We start from the raw sequence: 25,809 nt of genomic DNA on the forward strand, positions 1-25,809 counted from the left end.
GTGAAATATGTCGTTAGTATTTGTAATGCGTCAAGTTTATTTGTAATTATTTGTATACATCAAGTTTATCAGCGGCTTACCCCCCACGCGCCGCTGCCCCGCAGAGGGTCAAACAACCGGCAGCAGCTCTGCCGGCAGGTCTTGGTAGCAGACGGGGCGCAGGAAACGGCGGATGGCCAGCGTCCCGACCGAGGTCGCGCCAAAGTTGGTCGACGCGGGATAGGGCCCGCCGTGGACCATCGCGCCGCTGACCTCCACGCCCGTGGGAAAACCGTTGGCCAATATCCGCCCTGCCTTGCGCTCTAGCACCGGCATCAAGGCTTTGGCGGCAGCAGTATCGCCTGCATCCATTTGCAATGTGCAGGTCAGCTGCCCGTCCAGCCCTTTGGCAACCGCGGCCATCTCATCCGCATCGGCCACACGCACGATAATGCCAAGCGGCCCGAAGACCTCATGCGCCAGCGCGTCGCTGTTCAGCCAATCGGTGCCGGAGACCTCGAAGACAGCGGGGGTGACACGGCGCGCCTCCCCCCGATCCGAAGAGACGAGCGCGCGCGTACACCCCGCGCGCGCGATACGATCACGCCCGTCGAAATAGGCATCGGCGATCCCCGCCGTTAGCGTTGTTTGGGCAGGGCTTTCGTGCAAGGCGGCGACAGCGGCATCGCGGAAGGCATCGGCACCGGGGCCGTCAGTGACCACCACCACGCCGGGGTTCGTGCAGAACTGTCCTGCCCCCATCGTCAGCGACGCGGCCCACCCCGCGCCGATCTCTGCGCCACGGGCGGAGGCTGCGGCGGGCAGTATAAAGACCGGGTTGATCGACCCAAGCTCGCCAAAAAACGGAATGGGTTCGGGCCGCTGTGCGCATAGATCAAACAGCGCGCGTCCGCCGCGCAGCGATCCGGTAAAGCCGACGGCCTTGATCAACGGATGCTGCACCAACGCCTGCCCGACCTCTAGCCCGCCGCCTTGGATCAACGAGAATACACCCGCGGGCATGTCGCAAGCTGTAATAGCTGCGGCAATCGCTGCGGCCACAACCTCTGCCGTGCCGGGATGCGCGTGGTGCCCCCTGACAACCACCGGACAGCCCGCCGCCAAGGCCGACGCCGTATCCCCGCCTGCCGTCGAAAAAGCGAGCGGGAAGTTCGACGCCCCAAAGACCGCAACAGGGCCAATCGGGCGCTGGATCATCCGCAAATCGGATCGCGGCAAAGGCGTGCGATCCGGCAGGGCCGCATCATGGCGCGCGTCCAGAAAATCGCCTTCAAGGATATGCGTCGCGAACATGCGCAGCTGACCGGATGTGCGCCCTGTTTCACCGCGCAAACGTGCGTCTGGCAGGCCGGTTTCCTGGGCGCCGATCAGGGCCAATGTGTCGATACGGGCGTCAACCTCGTCCGCGATCGCATTCAGGAAGGCCGCGCGATCCTGCGCTGTGGTGGCGCTGTAGGCGTCAAACGCATCCTCGGCAGCCTGCGCGGCGCGGTCTACCAGATCAACGGTGCCGGCGGCGAAAATCCGTGGCTCCCCGTCGGCGGGGTCGGATGAAAATTGCTCTGCCGCGCCGGTCCATTCGCCTGCGATCAGGTGTTTGCCCATCAGTTCCATGCTGCGCTTCCTTTAGCTTCTGTCAAAAAGCCGGCGGCCGCGTGCATCCGCAGCCGCCGGTCGTGTCGTTGTCAGGAAAACAGCATGCCGCCGTTGATATCGACGTTGGCACCTGTGATGAACGCCGCATCATCCGAGGCAAGGAACACCGCCAGCTTGGCCACATCTTCCGAAGTCCCCTCGCGTTTCACGGGCGAGACATTGGCCACATGGGTGCGCACTTCGGGTTTGGTAAAGATGTTGTGGAAATCGGTATCGATCATCCCCGGACAAAGCGAATTCACGCGGATTTTCGGACCAAGCTCTTTCGCCAGACCCCGCGTCAGCGTCATCAGCGCCCCCTTGGATGCGCCGTAAGCCGAGGCACCGGGCCCGCCGCCATCGCGACCGGCCTGCGACGCGAGCCCGACAATCGACGATCCTTCGGTCATATGGGGCAGGCATTCACGCACCATCAGCACAAAGGATGTCAGGTTCACGTCCATGACCGACTGCCAGTGATCCAGCGTCATCTCCGACATGGTGACCCGCGCGACCAGCCCGCCGGTGACGTGGACCAGCGTATCGACCTGTCCGAATTCCTTGACGGTCTTTTCTACCAACGCGGCAACATCGGCCTCTTTGGTCATATCGCCCTGCAGCGCGAAGGCATTGCCGCCCGCCGCCTTGATCTCGGCGACGGCGCTGTCGGCCCCTTCAGAGCTTGCCATATAGTTGATCGCCACATTCGCGCCCCGCGCCGCGAGCTCAAGCACGCAGGCGCGGCCGATATCGCGGCCACCGCCGGTTACAATTGCGGTTTTCCCTTTGAGGTCCATGATCGTCTCCTGAATATAAAATTCTGCGGAGGAACCTGACCGAGCAGTGCTCTCCGCGTCTCCCTTCGATGCACAATGGGGTTCCAGGGCGGCGATGCACGCCCAACAACTGCATTATCCGTCCCCTTGCTTAGGGCAAACCTCGGGGCGCGACAATATAAATTATTACAAATATAGAGATTGGTAAGTCGCGAACGTCTTTGACCCCAGCGGAAAAGCCCGAAAAAACAGTGGATTATGGACGTAATTAGGCACAAAACCCGATGAAAATCACTACGGCCTACGGCAAACCCCACACCCAAATCTGTTGACAACAACCAAAAACAGTTACAAATTATTACATCTGATTAAAGCCTGAGGGAGGCATACCAATGGACACCACAGCAGACGCATCACAGGGTTGGATGACCTCTGGCCCCGGCGCGCAGCGGCGCATCTTGTGTCAGGACAAAGCGCTGATGATGGTAGAGTTCATGTTCGAAAAGGACGGCGTCGGCGTGCCCCATTCGCACCCCCATGTGCAGACGACCTTCGTGTCCTCTGGCCAGTTCGAATTCACCGTTGGGGGCGACACGCAGATCCTGAACCCCGGCGATGCGTTGATCATCCCGTCGAACGTCGAACACTCCTGCCTGTGCTTGCAGGCGGGGAAACTGCTCGACAGTTTTGCACCGCGGCGGGATGATTTTATGGCGGCCCACGGGCTACCGCTAGAGTAAGCGGTTAGCCTTCGAACACACGGTTCTTTGCATTCTCGACATGGGCGCGCATGGCGGCGCGGGCTTCGGCCTGATCCCGCGCGATGATCGCGGCGAGGATGCGGCGGTGTTCTTGCTGGACAAGCTCCATCCGCTCGCGCGGCTTGCTAAGCGACAGGTTCCGCGTCAGGTTGAGGCCCGTCAGGATGTTCGACTTCATCGAGGTGCGCGCAGTTGCGAAATACTGGTTGCCGGACGCCTCGCAGATCGCCTGATGAAAGGCCTCGTCCGCCTCGACACCCAACTCCCCTTCGCGAATGCAGCGGTCCAGCTCCTTGAAATGCGCGCGCAGCTTGGCCAGATCCGCTTCTGTATGGCGCACGGCGGCAAGGAACGCCGCCTCCCCCTCGATCGCGGCGCGGAATTCGAAGGTGCGCTGGATATCAGCGATGGACCCCACGGGCGCAAAGGTCAGCACCGCCGTATCGGGGCGGCGCTGCACGAATGACCCGGACCCCTGCCGCGACACGACCACGCCGTCTTCGCGCAGCTGCTTGAGCGCCTGACGCAGCACCGGCCGGGACACCTCCAGCATCTCGCTCATGGCGTGTTCCGTCGGCAGCTTATCCCCGACCGCGGTCTCCCCGCTGGAAATCATCGCGAGGATTTTCTCGTAGGCGTGATCCGCGAGCGTGCGTTCCTTGGCGGGCTTGCCCATGGCGGAACGGCTCGCATCTGCGCCTGCTACCGGTTGTTTTGTTCCCGCCATGCTTTGAATTCGTCCTTCGTTGCCGGATCTGTCGGTGGGTAAAGCCCAAAAATCGAAGCACCATTTTGCACCATTTCCAGAACGAAGTCTTCGAAAACGGTCATCTCTTCGGTTTCTGACGCTATTTCTGCCACCAGATGCTTGGGGATGCAAACGACGCCTTCATTGTCGCCCACGATAATATCACCCGGAAAGACGGAAACACCGCCACATGCGATAGGATCATTGATCGCGACGGCGTGGTGTTTGGTCAGGTTTGTCGGCGCACTGGGGCGCGTGTGATAGGCGGGCATCTCGAGCGCCGAAATCTCGGGCGTGTCGCGGAACCCCCCGTCGGTGACGATCCCCTTGCAGCCGCGCTTCATCAATCGGGTGGCCAGAATACACCCCGCCGACGCCGCCGTTGAATCGCGCCGGGAGTCGATCATGAAGACGGACCCGGGGGGGCATTCCTCTACGCCCTTGCGCTGCGGGTTGGCACGGTCCGCGAAAGACTCTAGCCCGTCCAGATCCTCGCGTGCGGGAATATAGCGCAGGGTGTAGGCCGGCCCGACCATATTCGGCCCGGGGTTCATACGGTACGGCCCCTGAATAAAGACGTTACGAAAGCCGCGCTTGAACAATGCGGTGGTCAGCGTTGCCGTGCTGACATGCATGAGCTTTTCAAGGAGTTCTGGCGTCGGTTCAGTCATGGTGAATACTTTCTACTATGGTATTTCGGGCGTTTTGAAAGGCGTGGAAAAGGTCGGCTCATTCAAGCAATGAGGGCAGGAACAGCGACACGGCGGGGACATATGTGACCAGCAAGAGCGCCATCAGAATGGCCAGGTAAAAGGGCCATATGGTCCTGAGCGTTTCCTCGATCTTGACCCTGCCGACGGCACAGCCCACGAACAGGCAGGTGCCGACAGGGGGCGTGCACAGACCAAGCCCGAGGTTGACCAGCAGCATGATCCCGAACTGGGTGGGGTCCATGCCAAGATCGCGCACAATGGGCAGGAAGATCGGGGTGCAGATCAGGATCAGCGCGGCCATATCCATGATCATCCCCAGCACCAGCAGCATGATGTTGATCATCAGCAGAACGGCGATCTTTTCTTCCGAGATGCCAAGCATGAAGCTGCTCAGCTTTTCGGGCACCTGATACAGCGCCAGAAGATAGGCGAATGAACTGGCAAAACCGATCAGCACCATGACCATCGCCGTTGTGCGCACGGCAGAGACGACGGCGGTCTTGAACCCGTTCCAGTCGAGGCTGCGATAGACGAAATAGGTCAGCAGCAGCGCATAGATCGCACCGAAGGCACCGGATTCAGTTACGGTGAAAACACCCGACAGAACGCCGCCGACGATGATCACCGCCGTCACCAGACCCGGCAGCGCATGCAGCGATGCAACGCCGACCGCGCGCCAGCCTGGGAAGGGTTCTGCCGGATAGTTACGTTTGATCGCAATGACATAGGCCGCCACCGCAAGGCACAGACACATCAGCATACCGGGCACCACCCCCGCGAGGAACAGCTTCGAGATCGAGATCCCCCCGCCTGCGGCCACCGCAAAGATAATCATATTGTGGCTGGGCGGAATAACGATGCCTGCAATTGATGATGTAACGGTCACGTTCACCGCGTAATCAGAATGATAGCCCCGTTCCTTCATGACAGGGATCAGAATAGAGCCGAGCGCCGAGATATCAGCCACAGCCGACCCCGAAATCCCGCCGAACAACATGCTGGAAAAGATGTTCACCGATGCCAGACCGCCGCGCACGTGACCCACAAGGGCCGAGGCGAACTTGACCAGACGCATGGCGATACCGCCGTGCAGCATCAGCTCGCCTGCGAAAACGAAGAACGGGATCGCCAGCAGCGAGAAGACAGAGATGCCGGAAACCGACCGTTGAAAGGTGATCAGCAGCGGAAAACCTTCGTACCAGAACGCGGTCAGGGCTGCGATACCCATTGCAAAGGCGACGGGGATACCGATCACGACGGAGACACCGAAAATGCCAAGAAGGATTGTCAGACCCATGATTAAAACAGACCTTTTTCATGATAGGGGATACCGCGCAGAAGACAGGCGATCCGAAACACCGCGCGCAGTCCGGCAAATATAAAGACAAGCCCGCCGCACATCGCAGCCGACAAGGACCGGAAGCTTTCAGGGATGTTCAGCATGGGGAGCATTGTGCTCCACCCGAATTTCACCAGCTCAATACTTGCGACCAGCATGATCAGGCCAAAACCGGCAAGGACGATATCAATGACGAGTTTCAGGAAATGACTGACCCGCCAGCCCATCATGTCGCGGAATAGCGTCACCCCGAGATGTGTGTTCTCATGGATCCCGACCGCCGCGCCCAGATAGGTCACATAGCAGATCAGCAATAGCGCCAGCTGTTCGACCCATGTCGGTGTGACGTTCAAGACATAGCGCCCGAACACCAGCCAGCCAAAGGTCGCGATCAGCACGACGATGGCGATAGAGGCCGCGAGCATGCAAAGAAAACTCAGCCCGTCGAGCGCACGCTCGGTATGCTTCATCCAGAGGGGTGCGTGTTCCACGGCCCTATTCCTTTGTGAGAGAAAGGGTGCGCCCCGTTGCAACAGGGCGCACGATTGTCCAGCCGCGCTGATCAGTCAGCGTTGCGGAACAGATTGACGAGATCCGTCATCTCTGGATTGGCCGCCAGATACTTTTCGTAGACGGGCACCATCGCTTCCTGGAACGCCGATTTGTCGGCGATCTCGTTCACTTCGACGCCACCGTCCATGATGATCTTCATCGACGCCGCCTCGCGTTCGCCCCAGAGTTTGCGCTGCAGATCGGTGGAGTTTTTACCGGCGGTTTTCACGATTTCCTGCTGTTCTGGTGTCAGACCGTCAAAGGTCTTTTTGCTCATGCACAGGCATTCGGGAATGATCAGGTGCTGGGTCAACGAATAGTATTTCGCGACCTCGAAGTGGCTGGTGGATTCATAAGACGGCGGGTTGTTCTCTGCCCCGTCCACAACGCCGGTCTTGATCGACTGGTAGACTTCCGCAAAGGCCATCGGGGTGGCGTTGCCGCCCATGGATTCGATCATGCCGACGAAGAGGTCGTTGTTCATCACGCGCACTTTCATGCCTTGCACGTCTTCGGGCGTATTGATCGGCTTGACCGAATTATAGAAAGACCGCGCGCCGGCGTCATAATAGCCAAGGGCGACGATCCCCTTTTCCTCTAGCGCTTCCCCAAGTGCGGCCCCCGGTTCGCCGTCCATCAGCTCATACATCTGTGGCACGCTTTTGAACACGAAGGGCAAGGACACGACGTTGGTCGCAGGCACGGCCTGCCCCATCGGCCCAAGGCTGAAGACGCCAAAATCCATGATCCCGAGACGCAGCTGTTCAATCGCATCGGGCTGCGAGCCCAGAACGCCAGCGTGGAACACCTTGCCCTTGATCTCGCCCCCTGTCTTTTCGGTGACCTCTTCCATGAAGGCTTCCATACCGTGCGATACAGGGTAATCCTCGACGTGGATATTCCAGCCGCGCCAGTCCTTTGCCTGCGCCGTCACGGGCATGACAGCCAGCGTCGATGCCGCGGCAATCGCAAAGGCACCACGGGTGATGATTTTATTCAGTTTCATATTTGTTTCCTCCCAAAGACAAATTATTGCAAAAGTGATCACATGACTTACAAATATTTACAAGTACTATTTTTCGAGTTTTAATGGGGACGCGCCCGACCTTGTTGTTTTGATCTTCACTTCACTGACACAAAATTTAGAATCTAAAAGGGCTTAAGGTCTGCGAAGGGGCAAGTAAGGCGACGGAAATTTCGCCCCTGCTGCACGGGCGGGTCAACACATAGGAAGAGATAGATACATGACAAATTCGCATTCCAACCAGACAACCAAACTGCAGGCGGGCACCGCCTTCCCCGTGTTCGAGGTGCCTAAATTCGGTGGCGGCACAATGACGGTGGGCGGCGCGACCGACGGCTGGACGCTGCTCATCGTATACCGTGGCAAGCATTGCGGACGCTGCAAGACCTACCTGGGCAAGCTGGAACACAACTATGCAAAGTGGGAAGACGCGGGTTTTGCGGTGAAATGCGTCTCGGCCGACCCGCTGGAGAAAGTCAGCGATGATGTCGCGCGCTTCGGGTGGACCTTCGATATCGGCTACGACCTGCAAGAGAGTGACATGCGCGCCATGGGGCTTTACGTCAGCGACCCGCTGTCTTCGCAGGAAACCGACCGTCGCTTTGCAGAGCCCGGTATTTTCTGCCTGCGCCCCGACGGCACGACGCAGATCATAGCCATCTCTAACGGCCCGGCGGCGCGCCCCGATCTGGATGAACTTCTCGACGGGATGATATTCACAATCAACAACGACAAACCTGTCCGCGGGAACGCCTGAACCCGACCCGATCCTACAAACCGCAAGACAGCCAAGAGGAGCCCCCCCAGTACAACACAACGGCTCCCGCTAGGCGACAGACCCGAGTTCTGCCAAACCGCTGGATACAGCGGGCCTGCGCGAACGGACACCGATCCAGCGGGCGCCCTCAATCTTTATCGAAAGTTATTTTGTCACGCGGGAATAAACCGCACCCCCCGGACGTCACTTGGTCATAGAGCCTTTGCTCACCATGCAGAGCAAAGGCCCGGAACCACGGGAGGAAGACATGAAAGTCATTGAAAACGTTAAGCGTCGGCACTTTTTGATCGGATCGGCCGGCACGATGGCAGCCGTCGCGGTCGGGGCACCGGCTTTGGCACAATCAGGCGCAGAGCCTTTGCCGGATTACGTCGCCTGGAAAGACGCCGAGGACATGATCGTCCATTCCAAGCAGACGCTCGAGACGAAACGCGCCGCACAGGGGTCAGAGCTGATCACCCCCACAACCGAACTTTACATCCGCAACAACTTGCCCGCCCCCTCGGACAAGATCGTTGCCGATCGCGATGCCTGGGAGGTCGAGATCGACGGTGTTGCAAACCCCGGCAAGATGACCGTCGGTGCGTTGAAAACGCTTGGCGTCGAAACGGTGGTCTGCGTGCTGCAATGCTCGGGCAATGGGCGCGCCTTCTTCGATCACGAGACGAGCGGGTCGCAGTGGTCCGTCGGGGCGGCGGGCAATGTCGTGTGGACAGGCGTGCCCGTGCGCGCCGTTATTGACGCAATGGGTGGCGCCGACGCAGATGCCGTGTATCTGACCGGCACGGGCGGAGAGGACATTCCCCAAGGGCTACCGCCTGAATCGATCCAGGTTGAACGTTCTGTCCCCAAGGCTGCGATGGATCGCGCGATCCTCGCATGGGAGATGAACGGCGAACCCGTGCCGCTGGCGCACGGTGGCCCCCTGCGGCTGATTATCCCGGGCTACTACGGGGTCAACAATATCAAGTATCTCAAACGGTTGGCCCTGACGGTCGAGGAATCGCCCAATAAGATCCAGCAGACCGGCTACCGCGTCCGCCCTGTCGGCGAAAAAGGTGATCCCTCGCAACCCTCCATGTACGAGATGTCGGTGAAATCATGGATCACCGGGCCGCTGGTGGATGCCGCGACGGGCAAGGTGCAGATTCACGGCGTCGCCATGGGCGGTGTCAGCGGTCTTGAGAAAGTCGAAGTGTCCACCGACGGCGGGCAGACCTGGGCCGATGCGCAGTTTCTGGGGCCTGACCTTGGCCCCTACGCGTGGCGACCCTTTGTGCTGATCACCGATTTGACGGAAGGCACGCATATGCTGGCAAGCCGGGCAACCAATGCCGCAGGCGACGCCCAGCCAGAGAACTTTCCGCCAAACGAACGCGGTTATGGCAACAACGGATGGCGGGCACATGCCGTCGACGTGACTGTCAGCTGATACCATAGACCGGCGGCCTTGGCCGTCGGTCCGACCCTTACCCGGAGACATTGAAATGACCCCATCCCTGACGCCGCGCCTTGGCGGTGCCCTTTTCCTTGCGCTGATCGGCAGCGTAGAAGCAGCCGACGCCTCTCTTGACGCGGGGCGCGCCCTTTTCAACGAGACAGCGCAGCCGCAATGTGCCCTTTGTCACAGCTTGAAAGACGCGGGTGCCGAAGGCGAGATCGGCCCGAACCTTGATGACTTCAAGCCCACCGTCGAACAGGTCCGCGCCGCCGTGACAAGCGGGATCGGCATTATGCCCGGCTTCGCCGAAACGCTGACTGATGCAGAGATCGAGACGGTCTCGACCTATGTCGCGACGGCCGCGGGCGGATCAGACGCCGCAGCCCAAGGCGACGCCGCGGCCCAAAGCGACGCCAGCGCGCCGACCGAGGACGCCGCCGCAGCAGAGCCGGAAACCCCCGGCGCCGAGTTTCTGGCACAAGGCGACCCCGCCGCGGGCGAGAAAGTATTCAGGAAGTGCAAAGCCTGTCACACGGTCGAAGAAGATGGCCCAAGCCGCGTCGGGCCAAATCTGTACGGGATCGTCGGTGCCTCTGTCGCGGCGGTAGACGGGTTCCGCTATTCCGGCGCGCTGACCGACCATGCTGGCGACTGGACACCCGACCGGCTTGCGGCTTTCCTTGCCAACCCCCGCAAGGCCGTGCCCGGCACCAAGATGAGCTTTGCCGGGCTGCGCAAGCCGGAAGACCAAGCCGATGTGATCGCCTATCTCGCCAGTTTGTCAGACGCCGACTGACCTAACCGACGCAAGGCCGCGCCGAACGAACCGTCTTTGAAAGTGCTGCCATCACGCTTTCAGAGGCGCGTTCGCGCGTTTCAAGCCTAAGATAGCGGGCAATGGCATCGAACCGGGTGCGGTCCATCCCCGTCGCGACGATAATATGGCGCTGTTGGTCCTGGGAGCCCCAGCTCGCGATCTGCTTTTCTGACGTGCTCTTACCCTCTGGCAGGGCAAACCCGCCGCGCAGGTAGGTCAGGCGACATCCATTCTGGCCCGCATAATGCATGATATCGCCCTGCTTTGCCACGCGAGACGCGACGGCTGTCAGGTTCGCGCCCTCAAGATCCGGCACACCCGCCAAACCACCCCCCGCCACGGGGCGCAGATCGCCAGAGCCTACATCATAGGTCTGTGCTGCCAGTTCGGTGTGAATGTCGAAAGCCGTGGGGGTGGCGACGAAGTCAGACCCGAAAACCATCGCCAAGGCCATCGCTGCGGCGACAGCACCGCCCCATAGCCAACGTCGCGGGTGCCGGTTGCTGTTTGCAACCCTCGTTTGCGGCGTAGCGTCTTGGTCGTCCAGCACCGGACGCATCAACGCCAAACCGCGCGAAACGCGCCGCACATCCTCAAGCGCCGCAGCCAGCGCGGGTTCGGCTGCCAACCGCGTCTCTAAGGCACGCATTTCCGACGCGTTCAGCGCGCCATCATGGTAGGCGTTGACCTGTTCCCAGTCTTTGTCGTTCAGCTCGCTCATGTCTTCCGCGTCACTTCCTGTTTTGCCGTTCCGGCCCCATCGACGACGTCCAGTAACGCCCGACGCGCGCGGCTGATCCGGCTCATCACTGTGCCGTTTGGCACATCCATCACTTTCGCCGCCTCGGCGTATTTCAGGCCCATAATGTCCACAAGGCATAGCACCTCGCGGGTTTCGGGCGGCAGCTTCTCGAACGCCAGCCGGATCAATACATCCCGCGCGGTATCCGGTCCGCCTGCTTCATCAGATAGACGTTTCTCCTCTGCCGAATATTCACGGCGTACACGTCTTTTTCTTAGCTCGTCATAGTGCAGGTTGCGAATGACGCGGAACATCCACGGGCGCAATTCCTCCAGCAGCTCGGGTCTGCGATCAGACCGCAACCCCCGCTCCACCGCGTCCTGCACCAGATCCTCTGCCGCGTCGCGCGACTGGCAGATGGCCGTGGCATAGGCCATTAACTCAGGCAAAAGAATCTCGATAAGGGTACGCTGCGCCATATCAATCCGTACCGCGTTTTCAAGCCGGATCAAAGCCAACACAGACCGCTGTCGGAATTCTTCGTGCAGTGTCTGGCGTAGGAGTTGCGTCGAGAATATCCGTGATTCTTGCCGGAAAAATCGCGGCGCACGCGGCTGACTCTGAAACGGTAGTCAGGTGGCTTCACCGGCTGGGTTTAGGTGTTCGCCATTATTTAACATAACGTTTCTTCGGTACCTTAGATTTTCAAACAAACGTCCCACCCGTATCAACCTAACAAACAGCGACACCCACAAAGCAAAAAAAAACCGCAGCATTTCCGCCGCGGTTTTTTCATCTAACATCTGGCCCTATTTAGGCGATGGCTGCCTTGATCTGGTCGGCGAGCGACATGGGATCAAAGGGTTTGCTGATCACCTCTGTCGCGCCGATGCCGCGCAGTTCTTCCAGCTCGTTCGGCTGGGCACGGGCGGTCATGAAGATCGCGGGCACATTTGCGAAATCCGGATTCTCGCGCAGTTTCTCAAGCGTTTGACGGCCGGTCATGCCGGGCATCATCATATCCAGCAAAAACACGTCGGGGATATAGTCCAGCGTCTTTTCAAGCGCCTGTTCGCCGCAATCGCATTGCTCAACCACGAAATCACCCGACAGTTCGAGTGACATTTTGGCGATTTCGCGAATATCGGCGTCGTCTTCTACGTGAAGCAATTTAATCATACGGGACTCTTATCCAACGTTCTCTAGTCTTTCAAAATCATTCTCTGGCCCAGAATGGCGCGTTTTGACAGGTAAAGTGAAGGTGAAAGTTGTCCCCCGCCCTTCTTTACTGACAAAATCGATCGTACCACCCAAACCTTCAACAATTGCTTTACAGATGCTCAGCCCCAAACCGGTACCGCCTTTGGTCGCCCGGTCGGAATTCGCCATATCTGCAAACCGCTGAAAGATCTTATGCTGGTCTTCGGGCGCAATGCCCATACCCTCATCGCGTACAGACACACATACGTTTTCGGGCGTTTTTTCGACGGAGATCTCCACCGTGCCGCCCGGCTTGGAAAACTTCGCAGCATTCGACATCAAGTTGGTTAAAACTTGAATGATACGGTTGGCGTCGGTCTCGATATAGGTGGGCGTATCCACCCCGTGGCATTTGATCTGCAAGCCGAACCGCTGATGGGCGGTCGCATTGGCGCGCAGAGATTCGGCCACCAGTTCCGACAGGTCGGCGGTTTCCAGTTCGAAATCCAGACGCCCGGAGGAGATCTTCTCCATATCCAGAATGTCGTTGATGATCAGCACCAGACGATCGGCATTGCGATGCGCGATCTCCAGCAAGCCCTCGGCCTTGGGCGGCAGCTGGCCCGCGGCTTTCGACAACAGCAGCCCCATCGACCCTTTGATCGAGGTCAAGGGCGACCGAAGTTCGTGGCTGACCATAGAGATAAAATCCGCCTGAAGTTGCTCTTGTTCAAGCCGTTCGGTGATGTCGTGCAGCATGATCAGCAGACGCCCGTCGACTGTCCCCTTGTTGAGCCATTTGATCGACCCTTCAAAGTTCGTGCCCGATATCGTTGCGCTGAACGTCATATAGGTGTCGCCGATATCCATCATCCGCAGACAGGCGTCGAGCACATCCTCGCAGCCGCGCTCGGCCGCCATATCGCGCACCGTTTGCCCGTTCTTGGGCCGCGTCGACCAGCCGAACCGTGCCTTGGCGGCAAGGTTCATATAGCGCAACTCAAGGTTGTCTTCGGACACGATCCAGATGTCGTCGCGCAGCTCGTGTAAGGTCATTGCCGTGTCGCGCCGCGCGATCAGCTTGGTGGTAGAGGTGATGTCCGTCCGCGCCGAGATCGACCCGATCCAGCGGCCATTCGCATCCAGCAACGGGGTCACTGTCGTCTGTGTCACGCAGTTTGACCCGTCACGATTGCGCAGCGTCGTTTCACCCTGCCAGCTTTTGCCCTGCCGCAGCAGATCGCGGATTTCAGTGGCGGTGGTTCTATTGTCCTTGGAATACAGCATCGCGACCGGTTTGCCGATCAGCTCTTGGCGGGTATAGCCGGTTGCCTCTAGCAACAGATCGTTCACCTCGACCAGCAGGTTATCGGTGTCGACCACGTTTACCATCGTGTGCATCTTCAGCACGCGCAGCTGTTGGGCAACGCTGTCGTCAACCGTCGCACGCGCCGGCGTGGCCCGCACGTTCGCAGCGATCAGCGGCACCAGACTGGCAATGGCGATGGCCCCGATAACCGGAACGGTTTGCGCCGGTGTGCCCGACAGCAGCGCCGAGGTCGCGGCGTACCACCCCCCAGCCAAGGCCGATCCGGCGACGAAACCGGTGGCAATATGGCGCTTCTTTCCGTTCCAAGACATATCGCGTCCTTACTTACAAAAAGAAGGCACCATCCCTAGCCAAGCACCCTCTCCATCCCTTGCGCCATCATAGACAAAAGTATCTAGACATTTTTAAGGCGATTTTTAGCAACTTTAGACACAACCATAAGGAGATCAACTCGCTCTTTGTGTCGGACCCACAATACTTTCGATAATGTGGTTCAGATCGGTCTGCGATTTCACCAGATGGGTGCCCACCCGGCTATCCCTCGCGCGCGCCGCGTCAGAGGTCAGCCCGACCACCCGCGCATTTGGCTGAAGCTCGGCGATATCGTCCAGGACGGCAGCGGCGTCGCCATCTGGCACGGTCCAGTCGAGGATAATCACATCCAGCGGCCCCGCGCTCAGCGCATCGTGGACCTCGTTCAACCGCGTGACGTTTTGCACATCGGCAAAGGGTCTCAACCCTTCGCGCAGCACCTCTGCAAATTCTTCGTCATCCTCAAGGTGCAACACCCTAAGGTTGTCCTTCGTGCCGTCGATCACTTCGAACGTGCGGGCATCGGGCAGCACGTCATACCCTTCGGCATCGGTGGCCAGCGGGCAGGTGAACCAGAAAATCGTGGTCCCGCTCGGCTTGCTTTCAAAGCCGATGTTGCCGCCCTGACGCCAGACGATCTGTCGCGTGATATTCAGCCCAAGGCCCGTCCCGCCCTTGGCCCGCGTGTCCGATCCATCGGCCTGAGAGAACGCCTGAAAAATCCGGTTCTTGAAATTCTCGGGCACACCGGGGCCGAAGTTCTGCACGTAAACAATCGCCATGTCGCCAATCGTCTCGGCCTTGATCGTGACGTCGGTGCCTTCGGTCGAGTACTTGCACGCATTCGACATCAGGTTCGCCAGCACCTGCATCATCCGTGACCAATCGGCAGTTACATTGATGTCGGTGTCGGGCAGATCCATCACCAGTTTGGTGTTATGGGTGACGGCAAAGGGCATCATCTCTTGCACGGCCGAAGAGATGACCTCGTTCAGGCTCATCGGGCTGAGGTCAAAGTCGATCTTGCCCGACGATATCTTTTCGAGGTCGAGAATATCGTTGACGATGGTGGTCAGACGGTCGGCGTTATTGCGCGCGATCTCGATCAGGCGCAGCGCCGAGGCAGGCATGGTATCACGCGCCGACATCTCGATCAGGCCAAGCGCCCCTTTGATAGAGGTCAGCGGCGTGCGCAATTCATGGCTAACGGTGGACACGAATTCATTCTTGATCTCGTCGATCTTCTTCTGGTCGGTGATATCGTTGACCTGCGCGATAAAGACATAAGCCCCTTCGTTTTTGTCGAAGGTCCAGGTGATGTTGAACAGCCCCCACCGCTGGCCGCCGTCCTTGTGCATGATCGGATGTTCGCCGCGGTAAACCTCGTTCGACCCGCTTTCGGTGAACTTGGTCACGATATCACGCATCAGCTTCACATCTTCCTCGGGGATGATCTGCGCAAGGTTGAACCGGTCGGTCATTGCCTTTTGCGAATATCCCGTCAGCTCGCACATCGCGTTGTTCACGCTGGTGAACTGCCCGTTGCTGTTCAGGGTCGCCATGCCTACGGGGGCCGCATTCAGCACGGTGCGGAATCGCTTCTCGCTTGCCTCAAGCGCGTTGCGGGCGTGACGCAGCGCGGTAATGTCGCTTTGCGTCCCGACCATCCGTATCGCCGACCCGTCGTCGGCGCGGTCCACGACCACGGCATCCGACCGCATCCAGCGCCAGCTTTCGCCGAACTGCATCCGGTATTCGGTCCGCGACCGTTCTGCCTTGCCGGTGATACAATCCTGATCCGCCTCGATCAGACGGGGCAGATCGTCGGGGTGGATACGGCTCAGGAACTCTTCCTGCGTATCCTCGATCTCCGGACCGACATCCATGATCTTGCGCCACGTCGGCGAGACCACCGATGTGCCCGACATCAGGTCGATCTCGAACACGCCAATCTCTGACCCCGCGAGGGCATGGTCATAGCGTTCCTTGATCCCGGCCAGTTCCCCGACGGCCCCGACCTCGACCGACACATCCCGCACAATGGCGGTGATGCGTTTGACGCCATTCAGCGTCTCCCATTCGTTATAATGTAGATCAAGGTGCAGCGTGGATCCGTCGTGTTTGGTGCCCGTGGCGTTATAGCCTGCCTCTGCGGGCAGCCACCCCGCCTCTGTCACGAATTTGGTCAGGGGCAACCCGCCCATCCCGTCTTCATGCTTGTCGAAAATCTCGAGCGCGGCGTGGTTGGCAAACAGGATCTCGCGGCGTTCATCCAGAATGAAGATCCCCACAACGCTGTTCTCGATGATCGACCGGTTTTCCTCTTCGCGGGCGCTGATCTGCTGTTCGCGCAGCGCGGCCACCTCGGCCAAAGAATCCCCACGTTGGCGAATGGCGCGCAACACCACGACCAGCATCGCGGTCAGGGCAATCCCTGCGATCAGCGCAAGCAGCGGCGTGCCACCGGGGAACAACGCCTCGAACAAGGGGGTGCTTTCATATTGGACGGTCCAGGTCCGCCCGAAGAATTCGGTGGTATAGACCATACTATATTTACCCGCCGCATGTTCGCGATCCTGACTGGCATAGATCAGAGCCTCGGGGTCGGTCGTATCGCCGTCATAAACGTGGAAATCATACACATTGTTCTGGTTCGGCGTCAGATCCTGCAACAGGTTGCGGCCGATGAACGGCGCATAGACCCAGCCGCGAAACGTCCCCTCGCGCGGGCCGGAGGCATAGAACAGCGGCCGCAGCAGCAAGAACCCCGGTTCCTTCATCGCGTCCTGCACCAGCAGGATGCGCGGTGTCAGCTGCGGGGTGTTGGTTTCTCGCGCCCGATCCGCCGCCTCGCGCCGCCCTTTTTCAAAGCTGATGTCCAGCCCGACGGCTTCCTTGTTGGGCAGCACCGGCGCGATATATTTGATCACATATTTCTGGTCATGGTTCGTTTCTGGCCTGATCTCGAACCCCGGCGTCCCATTGGCACGCATATCGGCGACGAAAGCATCCTCGTCCACCTTGGCCACGGGTTCCACAAAACCGATGCCGTTGATGCCGGGCAGGTAGTTTTCGAAATCCAGACTTTCGACAAAGGTCTCGAAATCGTCGTACTCGATATTCTCCGACGATTGCATCATCCCCGCGGCACCGTTCAGACTTTGCAGATAGATGTTCATCCGACGATCCAGCGCCTGAAGTCCATCCTCGGTGATGCGGGCGAATTCGGCCTTTGCCGCGGCGCGGTTCATTCGCGCGCCTTCAGCGTAGATCCCGAAGGTCACGAGAAGGCAGACAACGACCAAAATCAAATCTAAGCGCTTGAACAAAACTATACTCTCACATTTCGCAAAACTGAAAAGCGCCTAATCGATGAAAGCCACCCGCTGATCATGTTACCGGCATCCCTCACTTATAAGTAGCACCGGTTTCCCTGCCAACGTTAATTATTACTTGCGCACAGGATTAAGACAGAAACCTCAACAGAATCTAAAGACGCCCCAACTCAGGGTTGTTGATCATACGGGATGCACAATCATAGCACGGAAGTCGTTGACGTTCGTCAGCGTCGGTCCCGTCACCACCTGACAGCCGATCCGGCCAAAGAAACCGTGGGCGTCATTTACCGCTAACGCCGATTCTGCGTCGGCGCGCGCGGCCCCCGCCCGCGCCAGGCTATCGGGCCCGATGATCGCCCCCGCCACCTCGGCCGCGCCGTCGACGCCGTCGGTATCGCAGGCCAACCCCCAGATACCTGCCGCCCCGTTCAGGGCCAGCATCAGCGCCAAGGCATATTCCGCATTCGGTCCACCAACGCCATTCCCGCGCCGCGTGACCGTCAGCTCGCCGCCCGACAGGATAACAATCGGCGCATCGCCGGGATGTAGACGCGCCTGTTCTTGCAGGGCCAAGGCGGCATGGGCGCGGGCGACCTCGCGGGCCTCGCCCTCCAGGTCATTGCCCAGACGGATCACGCGAAACCCCTCTGCCTCGGCCAAAGCCTGTGCCGCATCCAGCGATTGCTTGGGGGCCGCATAAATCCGGTTCATCACACGCGACAGCCGCGCATCATCCGGCGGCACGACCTGCGACCCCGCAGCAAGAGCCCGCGTGACCGAGGCCGGAACCGCCACGCCCCACCGCGTCAAGATCGCCTGCGCATCGCGCGAGGTGGAGGCATCGCCCACCGTGGGGCCCGACCCGATCATCGCCATATCATCCCCCGGCACATCCGAGATCATCAATGTGTGCATCGCCGCCGGATAGGCCGCCGCCGCCAGCTGCCCGCCTTTGACCTGCGACAGATGCTTGCGCACCACATTCATCTGCGTGATCGGCGCACCAGAGGCCAGCAACCCCGCGTTCACCGCCTGTTTCTCGGCCAGCGTAATCTCCCCCAGGGGCGCGGTCAGCAGCGCCGACGCCCCGCCCGAGATCAAAGCCAGCACAAAGTCCCCTTCGCCCAAGCCCTGCACCAGCTCTAGCATCCGCGCGGTTGCGACCTGTCCGGCGGCATCGGGCACGGGGTGGGCGGCCTCGACAATCTCGATCCCCTGACAGGGGCGGGCGTATCCATAGCGGGTGATCACCAAACCGTCGCAGGGGCCCCAGGCCGCCTCTACCGCCTCGGCCATGCGCGCGCTGGCCTTGCCCGCACCGATCACCACCACACGGCCCGTGGGTTTCGGCGGCAGATGCGCGGCCAGCGATTGCATCGGATCGGCCACGGCGACCGCGCGGTCGAACAAGCGGCGTAAAGTCGTCTCCGGCGCGGTGTGCATGGCGATCCCTATCCCGTCATCAAAAAAGCCGCCCCCGAAGGGACGGCCTGTTTTACACTCACGCGGTCTGATCGAACAGACGTTTGCGTGCCGCGGCGTATTCTGTCGCCATCCGCTCGACCACCTCGGCGGCGGGGCGCACATCCTTGACCGCGCCGATGCCCTGACCAGCCCCCCAAATCTCTTTCCAGCTTTTGGGCTTTTCGCGATCGGCACCGAAGTTCATGTTCGACGGGTCGGACCGTTCAAGGTTGTTCGGGTCCATGCCCTGCGCCTCGATCGAGGCTTTCAGATAGTTGCCCCAAACGCCGGTGAACAAGTCGGAGTACACAATATCCGAAGCCCCCGAATCCGCGATCATCTGCTTGTAGCGTGCGTCGGCATTCGCCTCTTGCGTGGCGATAAACGCCGACCCGGCATAGCCGCCATCCGCGCCCATGGCCTGCGCCGCAAGAATGCTGTCGCCCTTGGCAATCGCCCCCGACAGGAACAGCGGCCCGTTGAACCATTCGCGGATTTCCTGGATCAGTGCCAGCGGCGACAAGGCACCGGCGTGCCCCCCTGCCCCTGCGGCCACAGCGATCAGACCATCGGCCCCTTTTTCAATCGCCTTATGGGCAAAGCGGTTGTTGATGATGTCGTGCAAGACAACACCGCCCGCGCCATGGGCCGCATCGTTCAGCCATTCCTGCGCCCCAAGCGACGTGATCCACAGCGGCACCTCGTGCTTGACGCAAATCTCTACGTCCCGTTCAAGCCGCGCATTGGATTTATGCACGATCTGGTTCACCGCATAGGGGGCGGCGGGATTGTCAGGGTTCGCTTGGTTGTGACGGTCCAGCTCTTCCTTGATGCGCGTCAACCAGCGGTCCAGCTCAATCGGTTCGCCTTCCGCTTCGCGTGCGTTCAGCGCTGGAAAGCTGCCCACAATACCGGCCTTGCACTGTGCAATCACCAGATCAGGGTTCGAGATAATGAACAGCGGGCTGCCAATCAGCGGGATACGCAAATTGTCGAAAAGGGCGGGTAGCGTCATCTTGTTCCTCCGGGACGTATTATTTTCCTGCAACTTGTCAGGATGTGCGCGCTTTGGAAATGACGAACGTTGCGTCCGTCACTCCCTTCTTGTGATCGGGACTACAGCGCCTCGATGATGGTGACATTGGCGATGCCGCCGCCTTCGCACATGGTTTGCAACCCGTATTTTTGGCCGCGCGTATGCAGGCTGTGCACCAGCGTCGTCATCAGCCGCGCACCAGAGGCCCCCAAGGGATGCCCAAGCGCAATCGCGCCGCCATTCACATTCAACTTGGCCGGATCGGCCCCGGTGTGTTTTGCCCATGCCATCGGGATCGGCGCAAAGGCTTCGTTGACCTCGAACAGATCGATGTCGTCGATCTTCATACCGGCCCGTTCCAGCGCGCGGTCTGTGGCGGGCAGCGGTTCCTCCAGCATGATCACCGGATCGCCCGCGGTCACCGTCAGGTTCACGATCCGCGCCTTCGGCGTCAGATTGTATTTCTTCAGCGCGGCTTCGGACACGACCAACACGCCCGCCGCCCCATCGCAAATCTGCGACGCATTCGCTGCAGAGATCATGCCGTCCGGATCAAGCAGTTTAACAGAGGAAATCCCGTCAAGCGTCGCATCATCGCGGATGCCTTCGTCGCGGGTGTGCATCCCGCCCTCGATGGCCAGCGGAATGATCTCTGCGTCAAAGGCCCCACCATCCCGCGCAGCGGTGGCGCGGCGGTGGCTTTCCAGCGCATAGGCGTCCAGTTCCGCGCGGGTGAACCCGTGCTTTTGCGCGACCATTTCCGCGCCGATGAACTGGCTGAAATTCTTGGTGCCGTAGCGCGCCTCGATCCGGTCGCTGAACGGGCCCTCGCCCAACCCCGCCTTGGCATAAAGCGATACATTCGACCCCATCGGCACCCGTGTCATGCTTTCGACACCCATGGCGACAACCACATCCTGCGTGCCCGACATCACCGCCTGTGCCGCGAATTGCACCGCCTGTTGCGAGCTGCCACATTGCCGGTCGATGGTGACCGCGGGCACCGATTGCGGCAGGTTCGAGGCCAGCACACAGTTGCGCCCGAAGGCAAAGGATTGCTCTCCGCCCTGGCTGACGCAACCGACGATCACGTCATCAATCACCGCGCCGTCGATCCCGGACCGCGCCACCAGCGCATTCAACACTTCGGCCCCCAGATTGGCAGGGTGCCAGTCGCGCAGCGCGCCGCCACGGCGCCCCCCTGCGGTGCGGGCTGTCTCTACGATATAGGCATGTGCCATAACGCTTTCCCCTCTATTCAGTCTCTATTTCGGTGCCATGCGGATCGCGCCATCAAGGCGGATCGTTTCACCGTTCAGCATCGGGTTGTCGATAATCGCCCCGACCATCTTGGCGTATTCCGACGGATCGCCCAAACGGCTGGGGAAGGGCACCTGCGCGCCGAGCGAATCCTGCGCCTCCTGCGGCAGACCCTCCAGCAGCGGTGTGAGGAACAGCCCCGGTGCAATCGTCATCACCCGGATGCCATAGCGCGCCAGCTCGCGGGCGACGGGCAAGGTCATGCCCACGATCCCGCCCTTCGATGCCGCATAGGCCGCCTGCCCGATCTGGCCGTCGAACGCCGCGACCGACGCCGTGTTGATGATCACGCCGCGTTCCTCGCCCACGGACTCCGCCTTGTGCAAGGCCGCGGCGAATTTCGACAGCACGTTGAACGACCCCAGCAGGTTCACATTCACCACATTGGTAAAACTCGCCAAGGGCAGCGCCGCGCCGTCACGATCCACGACCTTGGCAGGTGGGCCGATGCCCGCGCAGTTTACCAGAATACGCGCCTTGCCGTGCAGCCCTTCGGCCTCCGCGATCGCGGCCTCTACCGCGCTTTCGTCGGTGACATCAACGCGCAGAAACTTGCCCCCGATGGCGGTGGCTTTTTCCTCGCCCAGTTCAGCGTTCATATCAAAGATAGTGACCTTGGCCCCGGCCTGCGCCAGAAACGCTGCCGTGGCCCCGCCCAATCCCGAAGCGCCACCGGTGACGATGGCGGCCTGTCCGTTCAATTGCATGGTATCCTCCCCTTCCCTGCTGACGCAGGGGCAACAGTTTAATTGCGGGGAATGTCGCCTGCGGTTTCGCGGATTACAATGGCAAAGCGTGGGACCCGCGGCCCCCCGTTCAGCCGATCCGGTTTAGGCCGTGATCACGACCTCGGACACGTCACTATCTACGGCCTGCAATGCGGCCAGAACGCGGGGGATCAGATGGGTCTGCACATAGGCCCCGTGAAAACGGCTGGGGGCCTGAAGCGTGACACGCCCCCCTGCCCGATCCTGCCGCGTGAGATTATGCAGCCAACTGCCATAGACACCGGCATCTTCGGCATGAAGCACAGCCTGCGCCAACGCCCATTCGCTGCCCCCTTCGACAGGCGGCGTCGGGGCGGTGCCACGCACGGGCAAAGGCACCACCCGCGTCGGTTCCGGCGCGCCCTGCATGCGCAGATCAAAGTCCGGCCCGACCTGCGGCCATTGCGGGCGCGTCTTTTCAAGGATCGCATCAAGGTCGAGCCCGTATTCCGTCACCCGTCCGCGCGCGCCCTGACGTTTGACCACCAGCCAGCCGCAGCCGCGCAGCTTTGCCATCTCGCGTTTGACGGTGCGTTCATCGACGGACCAAAGCTGCGCGATCTCGCGCTGACCGACGGCCAGTTCATTGCGCGCCCAGTTGTAGCGCGCCGTTACAAGTGTAATGAAGCGCAGCACCAGACGGTGATCATGTTTCCCGCCGGCAAGGGCATAGGCCCCCAAGGCGGTGATGATATCATACTTGCGCGCGGCGGCGTCACGCCCCACGGGTTTCGGTGAAAGCATAGCTGCTCCGATCTGGCACGGTGTGAATGTGCAGCCTCAGTTCGATCTCTTGATGGATCCTCGGGGCGTAGACAACGTCTTTTCCGCCTCTTCCCTGATTTGCGTCCGGAAACCCGATTCTGTCAAGGATTGGTTTTGCACCGACCCTCTTTCTTCCCCATTCAAATTTGAAAGTTGAGGTATCATTGGTATAGGGGGTCATGCAGAGCGTCCCCTATTACAGCGTTTTTGTCCCCCAATATGTCGCGGGGTCGATCCTGCTGTCCCCCTATATTTCCGCCCCGGGGCTATAGAGCCGCGCCTATCGCCCGAATCGCACCGGGGCCCTGTGGTATAAGGGATATTGAAAACCTGTTTATAGAATAAATGTCTTTCCATAAGATGCAAATTCAGCGTAAATCCAAATTGAGTAGTAATTAGCGTTCTCTTTCGGGTTTTCCGGTGCCGCCACAGCGTGCGGGGCGGCGGTTCCCCGCGGGGAACGGGTAGGGAAAAGGACAGCTTATGTTTACCTATGCGGACCTGGCAAAGCTTCAGGCGCAGTCGCTCAAGATGCAGGGGCACATCCGGCATCAGACCTATTCGCCCGAGATGGAAAAGACCCTGCGCCGGTTCTCAAGCTGGGAAGTGGCGGAGCTGATCTTCAAGACCAACCCGTCGACCCTGCGCGGCCGGCTGGCCGCTGACCCGTCCCTGCCCGAGGGGCAGGTGGAAGAGGAAGGCCGCCAGCGCTGGTATGCGCTGGAAGAGATCAACGAGCTGCGGCGCAAGCTGAAGATCAAGAACCGGTCGCTGATGCCGCCGCGCCCTGCGGGCAAGCGGGCGGTGCGTGCCGCGATTGCGAACTTCAAGGGCGGCGCGGGCAAGTCCACCGTCGCGCTGCATTTCGCCCATGCGGCCGCGCTTGACGGCTACCGCGTGCTGGCCGTGGATTTCGATCCGCAGGCCACACTCAGCCATTCGATGGGGCTGTCGGATGTCTCGGAAGAGGTCACTGTCTGGGGTATCATGGCCCGCGACCTGATCCGCGAGACAGAGCGGATGAACGCCGTGCAAGGCGGCGCGGAAAGCGGGGCCACCCTGCCCCAACGCAAACTGCCTGCCTCTGTCACTGGCATGGGGCTCAGCGAATTGCGCGCCACCGATTTCATCAAGCCGACCAGCTGGCCCACGATCGACCTGATCCCCAGCTGTGCCAATGCCGCGTTCGTTGAATTTGCCAGCGCGCAGTACCGGCACCTGAACCCCGAATGGTCGTTCTTTGCCGCCGTGTCCCGTTATCTTGATACGATCCCGCCGGACGCCTATGACCTGATCATCTTCGACTGCCCGCCCGCCATTGGCTACCAGTCGATGAACGCGGTCTTTGCGGCGGATGTTTTGTATATTCCCTCCGGCCCCGGCTATTGGGAATATGACAGCACCACCAGCTTCATCGGCCAGCTGTCTGAGGCGCTTGAGGATCTGGGCCGCTTCCGCGGGCGGCTGCCGTCGGGCACCGATCCGGTCAAGGCCTTTGCTGACATCAAGTTTCTATTGACCCGTTTCGAGCCTAATAACGATCTGCACCGTGCGATGCAGTCAGCATTTAATCAGGTCTTTAAGCCACATGTAGCAGAGCACCCGATTGAAATGACCCGCGCGGTTGAACAGTCAGGCCGGTTCCTGTCGTCGATCTATGAGATGGACTACCGCCAGATGACCCGCGAGACCTGGCGCCGCGCGCGGGCCTCCTTTGATCGGGCCTATGATGAATTCCGTGCCACGCTTGTCGATGCGTGGGATAAACTGGAGGATGAATAATGGTTAAGAAACGCTCTGTTTTCGATATCAACTTCGATCTGGATGAAGAGGAAGACGTGGCGTTCCCCGCGGGGAACGCACCTGCCGAACCGCCCGTTGTGAAAGAGTACAACATTCAGGGCCACCCGTTGCAGAACTCTGATCCTGTGCCCAACCCCCCTGCCCCGTCGCGACGCGGCCCGATGGCGAGCGCGATCTCGGAAACGCTTGAAGCCACCTCAGAGCGCGCCAGTGCAGAGGCCGCCATTCGCGCGGAAAACGACGCGCTGGCGCATGAGCATGTGCGGCTGAAACGGCTGGGGTTGATCACCGACCTGATCCAGACCTCGGATGTGCATACCGACAAGCTGACCCGCGACCGGTCGGCCAATGTCGACCCCGAACTGGCAGAACTGAAGCAGTCGATCCAGTCGGTCGGCCTTTCCAATCCCATTCGGGTGGAGCAGACGGATAACGGGTATGAGCTTATTCAAGGCTTCCGCCGGCTCACCGCCTTCCGCGAACTTGCGGCCGAAACCGGCGACCCGCGCTATTCCCGCATCCCCGCCGCGCTGGTTCCCCGCGGGGAACCCCTTGCGGATCTGTACCGCAAGATGGTGGACGAGAACCTTGTGCGCAAAGACCTGTCCTTTGGCGAGATGGCGCGGCTGGCCCTGTCCTATGCGCAGGATTCGGGCGTCGAGGTGAGCGATGCGGTTGGCACGCTCTATGCCTCTGCGCTGAAACAGAAGAAGACCTATATCCGGCAGTTCGCCCGTGTGCTTGCCGATCTGGACGGCGCGCTGCGCTACCCAGAGGCGATCCCGCGGGCGCTTGGGCTGGATGTTTATCGTTTCCTTGATGCGCAGGCGGGCAATGCGATGGCGCTGAAAAAGGCGTTGATCAAGCAGCCGGAACGGGATGCCGATGCCGAACTTGCGATTCTGCGGGCAGGGATCACGGCAAAGAAAGCCGCACCAAAACCTGCGGGCCGAAGCTCTGCCAAGACATCCTTGCGGCTTGGGTTGCCACAGGGGGAGATGCGGGTGATCGCGTCGGACGGGAAGGTAGAGATGCGCTTGCCGCGCGATTTCTCGGCTGTCAGCAAGGCGCGATTACAGCGCGGGATCGAGGCGTTTCTTGCAGCGCTGGATCAGAAAGACTGAAACTCGAAGGGGGCAGGGCGGATC

General features: G+C 60.3%; 23 protein-coding genes. 6 read left to right on the top strand and 17 right to left on the bottom strand.

The features are described from left to right. Window positions 1-108: 108 nt before the first annotated feature. Together B4F27_RS03015 and B4F27_RS03020 are read right to left on the bottom strand one after the other, a co-directional pair. The gene (locus B4F27_RS03015; protein ID WP_286758828.1) at window positions 109-1,614 is read right to left on the bottom strand and encodes an aldehyde dehydrogenase (NADP(+)); all 1,506 of its coding nucleotides are present in this window, start codon (window positions 1,612-1,614) and stop codon (window positions 109-111) included. 71 nt (window positions 1,615-1,685) lie between these two features. After that, window positions 1,686-2,432: an SDR family NAD(P)-dependent oxidoreductase gene (locus B4F27_RS03020; protein ID WP_005848946.1), complete on the bottom strand. Its 747-nt coding sequence runs from the start codon at window positions 2,430-2,432 to the stop codon at window positions 1,686-1,688. Window positions 2,433-2,803: 371 nt separating this feature from the next. On the opposite strand from B4F27_RS03020, the gene B4F27_RS03025 reads away from it, so the two are divergent. Then, entirely contained in the window at window positions 2,804-3,151 is a 348-nt protein-coding gene (locus tag B4F27_RS03025; protein WP_005848947.1) for a cupin domain-containing protein, read from the top strand. 4 nt (window positions 3,152-3,155) lie between these two features. Here the strand turns inward: B4F27_RS03025 and B4F27_RS03030 are convergent, their stop codons facing one another. The 5 genes from B4F27_RS03030 to B4F27_RS03050 form a co-directional block, all read right to left on the bottom strand. Next, window positions 3,156-3,899 carry a FadR/GntR family transcriptional regulator gene (locus tag B4F27_RS03030; RefSeq protein WP_050752188.1) on the bottom strand — a complete coding sequence of 248 codons (744 nt, stop codon included), beginning with the start codon at window positions 3,897-3,899 and terminating at the stop codon, window positions 3,156-3,158. Then, entirely contained in the window at window positions 3,875-4,591 is a 717-nt protein-coding gene (locus B4F27_RS03035) for a ribonuclease activity regulator RraA (protein WP_005848951.1), read from the bottom strand. Before B4F27_RS03035 ends, B4F27_RS03030 begins: the two co-directional genes overlap by 25 nt. 58 nt (window positions 4,592-4,649) lie before the next feature. Further along, on the bottom strand, window positions 4,650-5,930 hold the full coding sequence (locus tag B4F27_RS03040; protein WP_286758829.1) for a TRAP transporter large permease: 1,281 nt from the start codon (window positions 5,928-5,930) through the stop codon (window positions 4,650-4,652). 2 nt (window positions 5,931-5,932) lie between these two features. After that, on the bottom strand, window positions 5,933-6,463 hold the full coding sequence (locus B4F27_RS03045) for a TRAP transporter small permease (protein ID WP_254704279.1): 531 nt from the start codon (window positions 6,461-6,463) through the stop codon (window positions 5,933-5,935). Between the two features lie 71 nt (window positions 6,464-6,534). After that, a complete protein-coding gene (locus B4F27_RS03050) occupies window positions 6,535-7,530 on the bottom strand; it encodes a TRAP transporter substrate-binding protein (protein ID WP_132997914.1) in 996 nt (331 codons plus the stop codon). A gap of 238 nt (window positions 7,531-7,768) precedes the next feature. On the opposite strand from B4F27_RS03050, the gene B4F27_RS03055 reads away from it, so the two are divergent. The 3 genes from B4F27_RS03055 to B4F27_RS03065 all read left to right on the top strand — a co-directional run bounded on the left by B4F27_RS03055 (window position 7,769) and on the right by B4F27_RS03065 (window position 10,563). After that, a complete protein-coding gene (locus tag B4F27_RS03055) occupies window positions 7,769-8,305 on the top strand; it encodes a peroxiredoxin family protein (protein ID WP_278375705.1) in 537 nt (178 codons plus the stop codon). Between the two features lie 268 nt (window positions 8,306-8,573). Beyond that, the gene (locus B4F27_RS03060; RefSeq protein ID WP_260005617.1) at window positions 8,574-9,758 is read left to right on the top strand and encodes a sulfite oxidase; all 1,185 of its coding nucleotides are present in this window, start codon (window positions 8,574-8,576) and stop codon (window positions 9,756-9,758) included. Window positions 9,759-9,813: 55 nt separating this feature from the next. Then, window positions 9,814-10,563 carry a c-type cytochrome gene (locus B4F27_RS03065; RefSeq protein WP_286758830.1) on the top strand — a complete coding sequence of 250 codons (750 nt, stop codon included), beginning with the start codon at window positions 9,814-9,816 and terminating at the stop codon, window positions 10,561-10,563. Window position 10,564: 1 nt separating this feature from the next. Here the strand turns inward: B4F27_RS03065 and B4F27_RS03070 are convergent, their stop codons facing one another. The 10 genes from B4F27_RS03070 to B4F27_RS03115 all read right to left on the bottom strand — a co-directional run bounded on the left by B4F27_RS03070 (window position 10,565) and on the right by B4F27_RS03115 (window position 22,837). Then, window positions 10,565-11,305 (bottom strand): hypothetical protein, encoded by a 741-nt coding sequence (locus tag B4F27_RS03070; RefSeq protein WP_286758831.1) that lies wholly within the window; start codon window positions 11,303-11,305, stop codon window positions 10,565-10,567. Next, window positions 11,302-11,805: an RNA polymerase sigma factor gene (locus tag B4F27_RS03075; protein ID WP_286758832.1), complete on the bottom strand. Its 504-nt coding sequence runs from the start codon at window positions 11,803-11,805 to the stop codon at window positions 11,302-11,304. The genes B4F27_RS03070 and B4F27_RS03075 overlap by 4 nt, the downstream gene beginning before the upstream one ends. Before the next feature lie 334 nt (window positions 11,806-12,139). Further along, a complete protein-coding gene (locus B4F27_RS03080; RefSeq protein WP_005848967.1) occupies window positions 12,140-12,505 on the bottom strand; it encodes a response regulator in 366 nt (121 codons plus the stop codon). Between the two features lie 9 nt (window positions 12,506-12,514). Continuing rightward, window positions 12,515-14,167 carry a PAS domain-containing sensor histidine kinase gene (locus B4F27_RS03085; RefSeq protein ID WP_074636913.1) on the bottom strand — a complete coding sequence of 551 codons (1,653 nt, stop codon included), beginning with the start codon at window positions 14,165-14,167 and terminating at the stop codon, window positions 12,515-12,517. 135 nt (window positions 14,168-14,302) lie between these two features. Further along, the gene (locus tag B4F27_RS03090) at window positions 14,303-17,419 is read right to left on the bottom strand and encodes a CHASE domain-containing protein (RefSeq protein WP_286758833.1); all 3,117 of its coding nucleotides are present in this window, start codon (window positions 17,417-17,419) and stop codon (window positions 14,303-14,305) included. A 267-nt stretch (window positions 17,420-17,686) separates the two neighbouring features. Then, window positions 17,687-18,949, bottom strand: a complete 1,263-nt coding sequence (locus B4F27_RS03095) for a glycerate kinase type-2 family protein (RefSeq protein WP_286758834.1) — start codon at window positions 18,947-18,949, stop codon at window positions 17,687-17,689. 58 nt (window positions 18,950-19,007) lie between these two features. Further along, a complete protein-coding gene (locus B4F27_RS03100) occupies window positions 19,008-19,985 on the bottom strand; it encodes an NAD(P)H-dependent flavin oxidoreductase (protein ID WP_005848974.1) in 978 nt (325 codons plus the stop codon). Window positions 19,986-20,086: 101 nt separating this feature from the next. Further along, window positions 20,087-21,247, bottom strand: a complete 1,161-nt coding sequence (locus B4F27_RS03105) for an acetyl-CoA C-acetyltransferase (protein WP_074636909.1) — start codon at window positions 21,245-21,247, stop codon at window positions 20,087-20,089. A 24-nt stretch (window positions 21,248-21,271) separates the two neighbouring features. Beyond that, complete coding sequence (locus B4F27_RS03110; RefSeq protein ID WP_286758835.1) at window positions 21,272-22,033, bottom strand: SDR family NAD(P)-dependent oxidoreductase; 762 nt, start codon at window positions 22,031-22,033, stop codon at window positions 21,272-21,274. A 123-nt stretch (window positions 22,034-22,156) separates the two neighbouring features. Next, entirely contained in the window at window positions 22,157-22,837 is a 681-nt protein-coding gene (locus B4F27_RS03115; RefSeq protein WP_005848978.1) for a DnaA N-terminal domain-containing protein, read from the bottom strand. A gap of 504 nt (window positions 22,838-23,341) precedes the next feature. Between B4F27_RS03115 and B4F27_RS03120 the strand changes: the two genes are divergently transcribed. After that, window positions 23,342-24,640: an AAA family ATPase gene (locus tag B4F27_RS03120; RefSeq protein ID WP_009824376.1), complete on the top strand. Its 1,299-nt coding sequence runs from the start codon at window positions 23,342-23,344 to the stop codon at window positions 24,638-24,640. Next, window positions 24,640-25,785, top strand: coding sequence for a ParB/RepB/Spo0J family partition protein (locus B4F27_RS03125; RefSeq protein WP_286758836.1), 1,146 nt, complete (start codon window positions 24,640-24,642; stop codon window positions 25,783-25,785). The genes B4F27_RS03120 and B4F27_RS03125 overlap by 1 nt, the downstream gene beginning before the upstream one ends. Window positions 25,786-25,809 lie beyond the last annotated feature (24 nt).

It is taken from the genome of Sulfitobacter sp. UBA1132 (assembly GCF_002311545.1).
In the GTDB taxonomy this organism is placed as follows: domain Bacteria; phylum Pseudomonadota; class Alphaproteobacteria; order Rhodobacterales; family Rhodobacteraceae; genus Sulfitobacter; species Sulfitobacter pontiacus.

Excerpts from the sequence above, each read along its gene's own strand:
- B4F27_RS03090 (WP_286758833.1), bottom strand. The coding sequence starts at position 17,419 with ATGAACCGCGCCGCGGCAAAGGCCGAATTCGCCCGCATCACCGAGGAT.
- B4F27_RS03040 (WP_286758829.1), bottom strand. The coding sequence starts at position 5,930 with ATGGGTCTGACAATCCTTCTTGGCATTTTCGGTGTCTCCGTCGTGATC.
- B4F27_RS03025 (WP_005848947.1), top strand. The coding sequence starts at position 2,804 with ATGGACACCACAGCAGACGCATCACAGGGTTGGATGACCTCTGGCCCC.
- B4F27_RS03080 (WP_005848967.1), bottom strand. The coding sequence starts at position 12,505 with ATGATTAAATTGCTTCACGTAGAAGACGACGCCGATATTCGCGAAATC.
- B4F27_RS03050 (WP_132997914.1), bottom strand. The coding sequence starts at position 7,530 with ATGAAACTGAATAAAATCATCACCCGTGGTGCCTTTGCGATTGCCGCG.
- B4F27_RS03065 (WP_286758830.1), top strand. The coding sequence starts at position 9,814 with ATGACCCCATCCCTGACGCCGCGCCTTGGCGGTGCCCTTTTCCTTGCG.
- B4F27_RS03055 (WP_278375705.1), top strand. The coding sequence starts at position 7,769 with ATGACAAATTCGCATTCCAACCAGACAACCAAACTGCAGGCGGGCACC.
- B4F27_RS03015 (WP_286758828.1), bottom strand. The coding sequence starts at position 1,614 with ATGGAACTGATGGGCAAACACCTGATCGCAGGCGAATGGACCGGCGCG.
- B4F27_RS03120 (WP_009824376.1), top strand. The coding sequence starts at position 23,342 with ATGTTTACCTATGCGGACCTGGCAAAGCTTCAGGCGCAGTCGCTCAAG.
- B4F27_RS03115 (WP_005848978.1), bottom strand. The coding sequence starts at position 22,837 with ATGCTTTCACCGAAACCCGTGGGGCGTGACGCCGCCGCGCGCAAGTAT.
- B4F27_RS03070 (WP_286758831.1), bottom strand. The coding sequence starts at position 11,305 with ATGAGCGAGCTGAACGACAAAGACTGGGAACAGGTCAACGCCTACCAT.
- B4F27_RS03085 (WP_074636913.1), bottom strand. The coding sequence starts at position 14,167 with ATGTCTTGGAACGGAAAGAAGCGCCATATTGCCACCGGTTTCGTCGCC.
- B4F27_RS03105 (WP_074636909.1), bottom strand. The coding sequence starts at position 21,247 with ATGGCACATGCCTATATCGTAGAGACAGCCCGCACCGCAGGGGGGCGC.
- B4F27_RS03125 (WP_286758836.1), top strand. The coding sequence starts at position 24,640 with ATGGTTAAGAAACGCTCTGTTTTCGATATCAACTTCGATCTGGATGAA.
- B4F27_RS03100 (WP_005848974.1), bottom strand. The coding sequence starts at position 19,985 with ATGACGCTACCCGCCCTTTTCGACAATTTGCGTATCCCGCTGATTGGC.
- B4F27_RS03035 (WP_005848951.1), bottom strand. The coding sequence starts at position 4,591 with ATGACTGAACCGACGCCAGAACTCCTTGAAAAGCTCATGCATGTCAGC.
- B4F27_RS03095 (WP_286758834.1), bottom strand. The coding sequence starts at position 18,949 with ATGCACACCGCGCCGGAGACGACTTTACGCCGCTTGTTCGACCGCGCG.
- B4F27_RS03060 (WP_260005617.1), top strand. The coding sequence starts at position 8,574 with ATGAAAGTCATTGAAAACGTTAAGCGTCGGCACTTTTTGATCGGATCG.
- B4F27_RS03110 (WP_286758835.1), bottom strand. The coding sequence starts at position 22,033 with ATGCAATTGAACGGACAGGCCGCCATCGTCACCGGTGGCGCTTCGGGA.
- B4F27_RS03020 (WP_005848946.1), bottom strand. The coding sequence starts at position 2,432 with ATGGACCTCAAAGGGAAAACCGCAATTGTAACCGGCGGTGGCCGCGAT.
- B4F27_RS03030 (WP_050752188.1), bottom strand. The coding sequence starts at position 3,899 with ATGGCGGGAACAAAACAACCGGTAGCAGGCGCAGATGCGAGCCGTTCC.
- B4F27_RS03075 (WP_286758832.1), bottom strand. The coding sequence starts at position 11,805 with ATGGCGCAGCGTACCCTTATCGAGATTCTTTTGCCTGAGTTAATGGCC.